This window comes from Massilia hydrophila (genome assembly GCF_020208145.1).
Taxonomy (GTDB): domain Bacteria; phylum Pseudomonadota; class Gammaproteobacteria; order Burkholderiales; family Burkholderiaceae_D; genus Telluria; species Telluria hydrophila.
Genome location: NZ_JAHYBX010000006.1, coordinates 87927 through 99245, shown reverse-complemented (window position 1 = coordinate 99245; position 11319 = coordinate 87927). Strand labels below are relative to the sequence as shown.

The window sequence follows — 11319 nt, the reverse complement described above, 5'->3', positions numbered from 1 at the left end:
GCCCCTATGAGCCAGGAAGACCGTTTCGTCGATATCGAGATCAAGCTCGCGCACCAGGAAGACCTGGTCGAGACTCTGAACCAGACCATCTACCGCCAGGGCCGCCGCATCGACCAGCTCGAAGCGATGGTCGCCGCGCTGGCGGACCACATCCGTACCCTGCAGTCGACCCGCGGGGGACCGGTCAACGAAAAGCCGCCCCACTACTGAGGCGCTCTCCCAGCCGCCGTCCCAGGGCCAGCAGGGTCAGGGTCGGCGGCAGGCCCCAGGGCTGGGGAATCACCGACGCATCGCACACGTACAGGCCGTGGACGGCGCGCAGCTCGCTGTCCACGCCTGTTTTCCCGTCGAGCTGTCCGCCGATCGGCACGCTGCCGCCCGGATGGGCCGCGAAGTGGTGGGTGGCGAACACCCGCCGCGCGCCAGCCTGGCGCAGGATCGCGCGCGCCATCCCGATGCCTTCCGCCAGGCGCGCCCGGTCGCCCGGCGTGAGGCGCTTGTCGACCCAGCGTGGCCCGATGCTGCCGCCGATCTCGTCGCGGATCTTCACCATCACGCTCAGCGTATGCCGATGCGCCCCCAGCCGGCCGATGCGGCCCGCCTGCAGCGCGAAGGCCGCGTACATCGGCGCCGGCAGCGTGAGGTCGGCCAGGGCGATGCCCCGCTCCGGGAAGCTGGCGCCGGCCGCCATCGGCACCTCGGCCCCGCCGTCCAGGTCGTCCACGCCGCCCATCACCGCCACCACCGGGTCGCTGAAGAAGGACGCGTGGCGCGGCCCCAGGCCGGAGGCATGCAGCAGGCGCGGGCTGCCGATGCCGCCGCCGGCCAGCACCACCAGCGGCGCGTGCGCCACCTGCGTGGCGCCAGCCTGCACATATTCGACCCCGACCGCGCGGCCGCCTTCCAGCAGCACGCGTCGCACCCGGCTGCGGTCGCGCAGTGCGGCGCCCTGGCGGCATGCTTCGTCGACGAAGTCGCGCGCGCTCCACTTCGCGCCGAAGGGGCAGCCGTACACGCAGCGCCAGCAGCCGCTACGGCAGGCCTCGGGGCGGATCATCTTGTCCAGCTTGTTCCAGGCAAAGCCAGCGGCGCGCGCCGCCGCCATGATGCGGGCGGCCATCGGGCCGACCAGGCTGTCGGGCAGGGGAGCGAGCGGCAGTTCGGCGCGCAGCGCGGCCAGGTGCGGCGCCAGGTCGATGCCGTGCGCCGCGAACATCGCGGGGGGCGGGTCGGCGGCGGTGGCGAAGTTCAGCGCCGAGCTGCCGCCCAGGGTGGCGCCGGCCACCAGCAGCGAGGCGTCGCGGTGCAGCCAGGCGCCGCGGCCGGGCAGGGCCATGCCGGCCATCTGGCCCAGGGTGCCGGCCAGCGGCGCCGCGCTGCCCTGTTCGAGGACCAGCACGCGGGCGCCGGCGCGCGCCAGCGTGCGCGCGCTGCTGGCGCCGCCGGGGCCGGTACCGACGACGATCGCGTCATAGGACAGCTTCATGGGAGCAGGAATCCGTGCATGAGGGCGGGGTTGAGCGCCGATGCTAGCACGCGCGACCGGCGCCCGCTGATACATGCGGATACATGCCTGAAACATGGCCGATACATATCGTTTTTCATGTGACTTGGTGCATACAAGCCTGCTATGATCGTCGCGCAGAGGCTGTCGAGCATGCCCGGCAGCTCCCTCCAAGAGACTGTGAAAGATCGCATGAACCGCCCTCAACTGCTCATCCTTGCCGCCAGCCTCGCGTTCGCCCACGCTGCCGTGGCGGCACCTGCGCTCGACGCCGCCAACCCGTTCGCCCGGCCCAGCAGCCTGCCGCTGAACTACCCGGCCTTCGACAAGATCAGGAACGAGCACTTCCTGCCGGCCTACGCGGCCGGCATGGCCGACCAGTTGCGCGAGATCGACGCGATCGCGGCCAATCCCAGGGCGCCCACCTTCGACAACACCATTGTCGCCATGGAGCGCAGCGGCCAGCTGCTGGCGCGCGTGAGCGCCGTGTTCTCGAACCTGCAGACCGCCAACACCAATGAGGTGCTCGATGCGGTGGACCGCGAGATGTCGCCAAAGCTGGCGGCCCACAACGATGCGATCTACCTGAACCCGGCGCTGTTCAAGCGCGTGCAAGCCCTGCACGACAAGCGCGCCAGCCTCAAGCTCGACGCCGAATCGCAGCACCTGCTCGAGCGCGTGTACAAGGAATTCGTGCGCGCCGGCGCCAGGCTGTCGGCCGCCGACAAGGACAAGCTGAAGAAGTACAACGCCGACATCGCCTCGCTGCAGTCCGACTTCTCGCAGCGCGTGCTGAAGGAAGCGAATGCCTCGGCGCTGGTGGTCGACACCCGCGCCGAGCTGGCCGGCCTGTCGGAAGCCGAGATCGCGGCCGCCGCGGCGGAAGCGGACAAGCGCGGCCTGAAGGGCAAGTACGCGATCGCGATCGTCAACACCAGCAGCCAGCCGGCCCTGTCCAGCCTTACCGACCGCAAGACCCGCGAGCGCCTGATGGCAGCTTCGCTGAATCGCGGCAGCCGCGGCGGCGAATATGATGCGCGCGAGCTGGTGCTCAAGCTGGTGCGCCTGCGCGCCGAACGCGCCGCCCTGCTGGGCTACCCGAACTATGCCGCCTACTCGCAGGAGCTGGAGACGGCCAAGAACCCGGCCGCGGTGAACCGCCTGCTGGCCGAACTGGCCCGGCCGGCGGTGAACAACGCGCGCAAGGAAGGCGCCGAGATCCAGCAGCTGATCGACCGCGAGAAGGGCGGCTTCCAGCTCGCCTCCTGGGATTGGCCGATCTACCAGGACAAGGTGCGTGCTGCAAAGTACAACTTCGACGAGAACCAGTTGCGCCCGTATTTCGAGCTGAACCGTGTGCTGGTGGACGGCGTGTTCTTTGCCGCCACCCGCGAGTACGGCATCACCTTCAAGGAGCGCAAGGACCTGCCGGTGTACGACCCGGACGTGCGCACCTTCGACGTGTTCGACCACGATGGCAAACAGCTGGCGATCTTCATCTTCGACCCTTACGCGCGCGGCAACAAGCAGGGCGGCGCGTGGATGAACGAGTACGTATCGCAATCAACCCTGCTGGGCCGCAAGCCGGTGGTCGGCAACCACCTGAACATCCCCAGGCCGCCCAAGGGCCAGCCGACCCTGCTGACCTACGACGAGGTGCGCACCGCCTTCCATGAGTTCGGCCACGCACTGCACGGCATGTTCTCGAACGTGAAGTACCCGCACTTCTCGGGCACCAATGTGCCGCGCGACTTCGTCGAGTATCCGTCCCAGGTCAACGAGATGTGGGCGATCTGGCCCGAGGTGCTGGCCAACTACGCGAAGCACCACCAGACCGGCGCGCCGATGCCGAAGGCACTGCTGGACAAGGTGGTCGCCTCCAAGAAGTTCAACCAGGGCTATCTCACCACCGAATACCTGGCCGCGTCTCTGCTCGACCAGCGCTGGCACCAGCTGACGCCCGACCAGATCCCGTCTGACGTGCTGGCCTTCGAGGCCAAGGCGCTGAAGGATGCGGGGGTCGACTACGCGCCGGTGCCGCCGCGCTACCGCACGACCTATTTCTCGCACTCGATGAACGGCGGCTACTCGGCCGGCTACTACGCCTACCTGTGGAGCGAGAAGCTCGACGCCGACACGGTCCAGTGGTTCACCGAAAGCGGCGGCTTGAGCCGCAAGAACGGCGACCACTTCCGCAAGACCCTGCTGTCGCGTGGCGGCAGCGCCGATGCGATGCAGCTGTTCCGCAACTTCCGCGGCCGCGATCCGGTCATCGAACCGCTGCTCGAACGCCGCGGCCTGAGCGGCAACTGAGCCAGCCGGCACCCCACTTTTTCGCGCCATGCAGGCGCCGCCGGGCCACCAGCCCGGCGGCGCCCGGCAGGCATGTTTCAACGTAGTTCAATCAATACCCGAGACACCATGAACCGTCCCCGTATGCTCCTGATCGCAGCCAGCGTCGCCATGGCCAACCTGGCCCATGCCGCGCCGCTCGACGCCGCCAACCCATTCGCCAAGCCGAGCACCCTCCAGTACGGCTACCCGGCCTTCGACAAGATCAGGAACGAACACTTCGCGCCGGCCTTCGAGGCCGGCATGCGCGAACAGGCTGCTGAAGTCGAAGCGATCGCCAACAACAAGGCGGCGCCGACCTTCGAGAACACCATCGTCGCGATGGAGCGTTCGGGCCGGCTGCTGAACCGCGTGTCCACCGTGTTCGGCACCCTGGTCGGTTCCTACACCAACGACAGCCTGCAGGCCCTGGACAAGGAGCTGGCGCCGAAGCTGGCCGCCCACGGCGACGCGATCCGCCTGAACCCGAAGCTGTTCCAGCGCATCCAGGCCCTGTACGCCAAGCGCGACAGGCTGGGCCTGGACGCCGAGTCGACCTACCTGATCGAGCGCTACCACAAGGACTTCGTGCGCGCCGGCGCCAAGCTCTCCAGCGCCGACAAGCAGAAACTGCGCGAGTACAACAGCAAGCTGGCCGCCCTGCAGACCCAGTTCAGCCAGAACGTACTGAAGGAAGTGAATGCCTCGGCCTTCGTGGTGGACACCCGCGAAGAGCTGGCCGGCCTGCCGGAGAGCGCGATCGTGGCAGCCAGCGCCGAAGCCAGGAAGCGCGGCCTGGACGGCAAGTTCGTGATCCCGGTCGTGAACACGACCCAGCAGGGCCCGCTGTCGCAGCTGACCGTGCGCGGCACCCGCGAGAAGCTGCTGTCGATCTCGACGGTGCGCGGCTCGCGCGGCGGCGAGTTCGACAACCGCGACATCGTGCTGCAGCTGGCCAGGCTGCGCGCCGAGCGCGCCGAATTGCTGGGCTACGGCAGCCACGCCGCCTACTCGCTGGAAGACCAGACCGCCAAGGACACGACCGCCGTCAACAAGCTGCTGTCCGAGCTGGCCGTGCCTGCCGTGCGCAACGCCAGGAAGGAAGCCGCCGAGATCCAGCAAATGATCGATGCCGAAGCTGGCCCAAACCAGGGTGGCTTCAAGGTCGCCGCCCATGACTGGAACTACTACAGCGACAAGGTGCGCGCCGCCAAGTACGCTTTTGACGTCAACCAGCTCAAGCCTTACTTCGAACTCGACCGCGTGCTGAACGATGGCGCCTTCTTCGCCGCCAACAAGCTGTGGGGCATCACGTTCAAGCAGCGCAAGGACCTGCCGACCTACGACGCCGACGTGCGCGTGTACGACGTGTTCGAAGAGAACGGCGCGCACCTGGCGATCTTCGTGCTCGACCCGTATGCGCGTCCGAACAAGCGCGGCGGGGCCTGGATGGGCGCCCTGGTCAGCCAGAGCACCCTGCTGGGCAACAAGCCGGTCATCACCAACAACCTGAACCTGGCCAAGCCGGCGCCGGGCGAGCCGACCCTGCTCACCTGGGACGAAGTACGTACCACCTTCCACGAATTCGGCCACGGTACCCACGGCTGGTTCTCGAAGGTGAAGTACCCGCGCTTCTCGGGCACCAGCGTGCCGCGCGACTACGTCGAGCTGCCGTCGCAGGTCTACGAGATGTGGATGGCCTGGCCGGAGGTGCTCTCCAATTATGCCAAGCATTACCAGACCGGCGCACCGATGCCGAAAGAACTGCTGGACAAGCTGCGCGCCTCGCAGAAATTCAATGAAGGCTACCGCACGACCGAGTACCTGGCCGCCGCCGTGCTCGACCAGCGCTGGCACCAGCTGGGTTCGAAGGCGATCCCGGGCAACGTGAAGTCGTTCGAGGAACAGGCGCTGAAGGAAGCGGGCCTGGACTTCGCGCCGGTCCCGCCACGCTACAGCTCGACCTACTTCTCGCACGCCTTCTCGGGCGGTTATTCGGCCGGCTACTACAGCTACCTGTGGGCCGAGCGCCTGGATGCCGACGCCGGCGAATGGTTCAAGGAAAACGGCGGCCTGCAGCGCAAGAACGGCGAGCGCTTCCGCCAGATGGTGCTGTCCAAGGGCGGCACCATGGACGCGGTGCAGATGTACCGCGATTTCCGCGGCCGCGACCCGGTCATCGAGCCGCTGCTGGAACGCCGCGGCCTGAACTAAACCCAGGCAAGCCGGCGCACGCGCCGGCTTGTTGTTCATTCAGCTTTTTTCGACAACCATAACAAGGGGACACCATGATCCGTCCACACATCCTGCTGGTCGCTGCCGCCAGCGCCGTCGCCAGCATGGCCGCCGTCGCTGCCCCGGCATCGATGCTCGAGGCCTCGAACCCGTTCGCCAGGCCGAGCACCTTGCCGCTGCAGTATCCGGCCTGGGACAAGATCCGTAACGAGCACTTCGCGCCGGCCTTCGCCGAAGCAATGCGCCAGGAAGCGCTCGAGATCGAGGCGATCGCCAATAACAAGGCGGCGCCGACGTTTGAAAACACCATCGTGGCGATGGAGCGTTCGGGCCAGCTGATGAACCGCGTCAGCACCGCCTTCGGCACCCTGACCGGCTCCTACACCAACGACACCCTGATCGCCCTGGCCAGGGACCTGGCGCCGAAGCTGTCGGCCCACAACGACGCGATCCGCCTGAATCCGGCACTGTACGCGCGCATCAAGTCGCTGTATGACAGGCGCGTTAAGCTGGGCCTGGACGCCGAATCGCAGTACCTGATCGAGCGCTACCATACCGATTTCGTGCGCGCCGGCGCCAGGCTGAATGACGCCGACAAGCAGAAGCTGAAGGAAATGAACGGCCAGCTGGCCGCGCTGTCGACCCAGTTCGCGCAGAACGTGCTCAAGGAAGCCAATGCCTCGGCCCTGGTGGTGGACACCCGCGCCGAGCTGGCCGGCATGAGCGACAAGCAGATCGACGCCGCCGCGCTCGAGGCCAGGAAGCGCGGCCTGGACGGCAAGTTCGTGATCCCGGTCGTGAACACCACCCAGCAGGCAGGCCTGTCGGTGCTGACCAACCGCGCCACCCGTGAAAAGCTGCTGGCAGCCTCGCTGGCGCGCGGCTCGCGCGGCGGCGAGTTCGACAACCGCGAGGTCGTGCTGAAGCTGGCCAGACTGCGCGCCGAGCGCGCCGTACTGCTGGGCTACCCGAACCACGCCGCCTACAACCTGGAAGACCAGACCGCGAAGACAACCGGCGCCGTCAACGGGCTGCTGGCCGAATTCGCCAGGCCGGCCGTGAACAACGCGAGGAAGGAAGCGGCCGAGATCCAGAAGGCGATCGACGCCGAGAAGGGCGGCTTCCAGGCCGGCCCGCAGGACTGGGGCTTCTACAGCGACAAGGTGCGCGCCGCCAAGTACGCTTTCGATGCCAACCAGCTCAAGCCCTATTTCGAACTGAACCGCGTGCTGCAGGACGGTGTGTTCTTCGCCGCCAACAAGGAATTCGGCATCAGCTTCAAGGAACGCAAGGACCTGCCGACCTACGATCCGGACGTGCGCGTGTTCGACGTGTTCGACCACGACGGCAAGCAGCTCGCGATCTTCACCCTCGACCCCTACGCGCGCGCCACCAAGCGCGGCGGCGCCTGGGCCAATGCCTGGGTCGCTCAAGCTAAGCTGATGGGCACCAAACCGGTCATTGCCAATAACCTGAACATCGCCAAGCCGGCCGCGGGAGAGCCGACCCTGCTCACCTACGACGAGGTGCGCACCACCTTCCACGAGTTCGGCCACGCGCTGCACGGCATGTTCTCGGATGTGAAGTATCCGCGCTTCTCGGGCTCGCGCGTGCCGCGCGACTATGTCGAATTCCCGTCGCAGGTGAACGAGATGTGGATGACCTGGCCGGAAGTGCTGGCCAACTACGCCCGCCACTACCAGACCGGCGAGCCGATGCCAAGGGCGCTGCTGGACAAGGTGCAGGCGTCGCAGCAGTTCAACGAAGGCTTCCGCACCACCGAGTACCTGGCGGCCGCGCTGCTGGACCAGGCCTGGCACCAGCTGGCGCCGGACCAGATCCCGACGGACGTGCTGGCCTTCGAGGCCGCGGCGCTGAAAAAAGCCGGCGTCGACTTCGGCATGGTGCCGCCGCGCTACCGCACCACCTACTTCTCGCACACCTTCGCGGGGGGCTATGCGGCCGGCTACTACGGCTACCTGTGGGCCGAGAAGCTGGACGCGGACACCGTCAACTGGTTCAAGGAGAATGGCGGCCTGACCCGCAAGAACGGCGACCACTTCCGCAAGACCCTGCTGTCGCGCGGCGGCACGCTGGACGCGATGCAGATGTACCGCAACTTCAGCGGGCGCGATGCGCAAGTCCGGCCGCTGCTGGAGCGCCGCGGCCTGACCGGGGAATAAGCGCCGGCGGCCACGCGAGGCCGGCCGCTGCGGCCGGCGGGCTTCACGTAGAATCGGGGGACGGTGCCATGGCGTCGTTCCCTTTTTTTTGCACGGCACAATTATCTTCACGGTCAGCAAGCGATGAGTGTTCAGTCCCTTCACGGTATTACCTTAGAATCCCTGTTAACCCGCCTCGTCGCGCATTACGGCTGGGAAGGGCTCGGCCGCAGGGTCGACATCAACTGCTTCCGGAACGATCCGAGCATCAAGTCGAGCCTGAAATTCCTGCGCCGTACGCCGTGGGCGCGCGAACAGGTCGAGAAGCTGTATCTCGATACCCGTTTCACCAACTAGCGAGAACGACATGCTGAGTGACAAGCAGAGCGAGCACGATGCCAGCCTGAAGGCGCGCCTGAAGGCCTTGCATCGCCAATTGCAGGAAACCAAGGACGTCGATCCGGAGCTGGAAACCCTGTTGCGCCAGCTCGACGGCGACATCGACCGGGCCCTTGCACGCCGGGCCGAGCAACAGCTTGATGACAATACCTTTGGCCTGGGAACACGCACCCAGGAGCTGGCGGCGCGCTTCACGGTGCGCCATCCCGGTGTCTCGAGCGGCCTGCGTGAACTCGGCAATATCTTGTCGAACATGGGCATCTAGCCGCTATCGCGCGCGGCACGGGGCGGTGATAATGCCACAAGTCATTGATAACTAAGCCATTTTCCGGTCGGTGAGACGACCGGAATAGGGTTTTCCGGTACAATACCGGCCAATGAACGCCCCCCTGAACCTTTTCGCGAGCGTCCCGAAGCGCTCCAGCCGCGCTCCCACCGCGCCCTTCCTCCCGATGTCCCGTGCCGAAATGGACAAGCTCGGGTGGGATTCGTGCGACATCATCCTGATCACCGGCGACGCCTACATCGACCACCCGAGCTTCGGGATGGCGCTGGTCGGCCGCCTGCTGGAAGCGCAGGGCTACCGCGTCGGCATCATCAGCCAGCCGGACTGGACCTCGGTCGAGCCCTTCCGCGCGCTCGGCAAGCCGAACCTGTACTGGGGCATCACCGCCGGCAACATGGACTCGATGGTCAACCGCTACACGGCCGACCGCAAGATCCGTTCCGACGACGCCTACACCCCGAACGCCGAGCCGAACAAGCGTCCGGACCGCGCCGTCACCGTGTACTGCCAGCGCGCCCGCGAAGCCTTCCCGGGTGTGCCGGTGATTGCCGGCAGCATCGAGGCCTCGCTGCGCCGCATCGCCCACTACGACTACTGGTCGGACAAGGTACGCCGCTCGGTGCTGTTCGAGTCGAAGGCCGACCTCCTCATCTTCGGCAATGCCGAACGCGCGCTGGTGGACGTGACGCGCCGCATCGCCGCGGGCGAGAACATCCGGAACATCCGCGACCTGCGCGGCACCGCCTTCCTGGTGCCGCACGGCTGGATGCCGGACGAGGAGTGGAGCGTGCACAACTCGACCCGGGTGGACGTGCCGGGACGTATCGACGCGCACCCGAATCCGTATGCGATGGCGCAGGAAGACACCAAGGCTTGCGCCACCGAGAATGCGCAGCCGGAGCCGGAAGTGAAGCCGGTGGTGATCATGACGCGCGAGGAGCGCCAGGCCGCCGCCCGTGAAAAGGCGCGCAAGACCGTGGTGCGCCTGCCTTCGTTCGAGACCGTCAGTACCGATCCGGTGATGTACGCGCACGCCTCGCGCGTGTTCCACCTCGAGTCGAACCCGGGCAATGCGCGCGCCCTCGTCCAGCAGCACGGCGACCGCGACGTGTGGCTGAATGCCCCGCCGCTGCCGCTCGCGATGGACGAGATGGATAACGTGTACGACCTGCCGTATGCGCGCGCGCCGCACCCGAGCTATGGCAAGGCCCACATCCCGGCCTGGGAGATGATCCGCTATTCGGTGAACATCATGCGCGGCTGCTTCGGCGGCTGCACCTTCTGCTCGATCACCGAGCACGAAGGCCGCATCATCCAGAGCCGCTCGGAGCCGTCGATCCTGCGCGAGATCGAACTGATCCGCGATACGACCAAGAACTTTGCAGGCACCATCACCGACCTGGGCGGCCCGACCGCGAACATGTACCGGCTGGCCTGCAAGGACAAGAACATCGAGCAATCCTGCCGCCGCCTGTCCTGCGTGTACCCGACCATCTGCAGCAACCTGGGCACCGACCACAGCAAGCTGATCTCGCTGTACCGCAAGGCGCGCGCGATCCCCGGCATCAAGAAGATCCTGATCGGCTCCGGCCTGCGCTACGACCTGGCCGTGCGCTCGCCCGAGTACGTGAAGGAACTGGTGACCCACCACGTGGGCGGGCTCCTGAAAATCGCGCCGGAGCACACCGAGCAGGGCACGCTGTCGAAGATGATGAAGCCTGGCATCGGCGCCTACGACGAGTTCAAGCGCCTGTTCGACAAGTATTCGATCGAGGCGGGCAAGAAACAGTACCTGATTCCATACTTCATCGCGGCGCACCCGGGTTCGACCGACGAGGACATGCTGAACCTGGCCCTGTGGCTGAAGAAGAACAATTTCAAACTCGACCAGGTGCAGACCTTCACGCCCACGCCGATGGCGATGGCGACCACCATGTACCACTCGGGCAAGAACCCGCTGGCGAAGGTGACGGAAGACTCGGAAGTCGTCGAGACCGCCAAGAGCGGCAAGACGCGCAAGCTGCACAAGGCCTTCCTGCGCTATTACGATCCGGAGAACTGGGGCGTGATCCGCGAAGGGCTGCGCCGCATGGGCCGGGCCGACCTGATCGGCAACGGCGAGCGCCACCTGGTGCCGGCGTCCGACGAAGGCGCCACGATGGTGCGCGAAGACCGCCGCGTGCCGGGCGGCGTGCCGAAAGGGCGCACGATCGAGGTGGCGCCCAAGCGCGCCGCGCGCGCCGGCGAACGTGGCGAGCGCAAGCCGGCGAACGCGCCGTTCGCGCCGCCGCCGGGCAAGGCCAAACCGTCGATCCTGGCAACCATCAAGTCGAAGCCCAAGCGCTAGGGTAGGCGGCTTGTGCGTGCGTGAACGCGGCAGCAGCTGTTCATACGGGAGTTGA

General features: G+C 66.7%; 8 protein-coding genes. 7 read left to right on the top strand and 1 reads right to left on the bottom strand.

The features are described 5' to 3' along the window. Positions 1 to 6 precede the first annotated feature (6 nt). The gene (locus LE190_RS15210; protein ID WP_224947149.1) at positions 7 to 210 is read left to right on the top strand and encodes a SlyX family protein; all 204 of its coding nucleotides are present in this window, start codon (positions 7 to 9) and stop codon (positions 208 to 210) included. On the opposite strand, the gene LE190_RS15205 is transcribed toward LE190_RS15210, so the two are convergent. Continuing rightward, on the bottom strand, positions 185 to 1486 hold the full coding sequence (locus LE190_RS15205; RefSeq protein WP_225239488.1) for a GMC family oxidoreductase N-terminal domain-containing protein: 1302 nt from the start codon (positions 1484 to 1486) through the stop codon (positions 185 to 187). The two genes, LE190_RS15210 and LE190_RS15205, sit on opposite strands and share 26 nt — an antisense overlap. Before the next feature lie 210 nt (positions 1487 to 1696). On the opposite strand from LE190_RS15205, the gene LE190_RS15200 reads away from it, so the two are divergent. The 6 genes from LE190_RS15200 to LE190_RS15175 all read left to right on the top strand — a co-directional run bounded on the left by LE190_RS15200 (position 1697) and on the right by LE190_RS15175 (position 11264). Further along, positions 1697 to 3817, top strand: coding sequence for a M3 family metallopeptidase (locus tag LE190_RS15200; protein WP_225239487.1), 2121 nt, complete (start codon positions 1697 to 1699; stop codon positions 3815 to 3817). Between the two features lie 108 nt (positions 3818 to 3925). Next, positions 3926 to 6049 carry a M3 family metallopeptidase gene (locus LE190_RS15195; RefSeq protein ID WP_225239486.1) on the top strand — a complete coding sequence of 708 codons (2124 nt, stop codon included), beginning with the start codon at positions 3926 to 3928 and terminating at the stop codon, positions 6047 to 6049. Between the two features lie 74 nt (positions 6050 to 6123). Continuing rightward, positions 6124 to 8253 carry a M3 family metallopeptidase gene (locus LE190_RS15190; protein WP_225239485.1) on the top strand — a complete coding sequence of 710 codons (2130 nt, stop codon included), beginning with the start codon at positions 6124 to 6126 and terminating at the stop codon, positions 8251 to 8253. Positions 8254 to 8376: 123 nt separating this feature from the next. Beyond that, positions 8377 to 8589: a VF530 family protein gene (locus tag LE190_RS15185; protein WP_224947154.1), complete on the top strand. Its 213-nt coding sequence runs from the start codon at positions 8377 to 8379 to the stop codon at positions 8587 to 8589. Positions 8590 to 8599: 10 nt separating this feature from the next. Further along, a complete protein-coding gene (locus LE190_RS15180) occupies positions 8600 to 8896 on the top strand; it encodes a DUF4404 family protein (RefSeq protein ID WP_225239484.1) in 297 nt (98 codons plus the stop codon). A 112-nt stretch (positions 8897 to 9008) separates the two neighbouring features. Beyond that, positions 9009 to 11264 carry a YgiQ family radical SAM protein gene (locus LE190_RS15175; protein WP_225239483.1) on the top strand — a complete coding sequence of 752 codons (2256 nt, stop codon included), beginning with the start codon at positions 9009 to 9011 and terminating at the stop codon, positions 11262 to 11264. Positions 11265 to 11319: the final 55 nt, after the last annotated feature.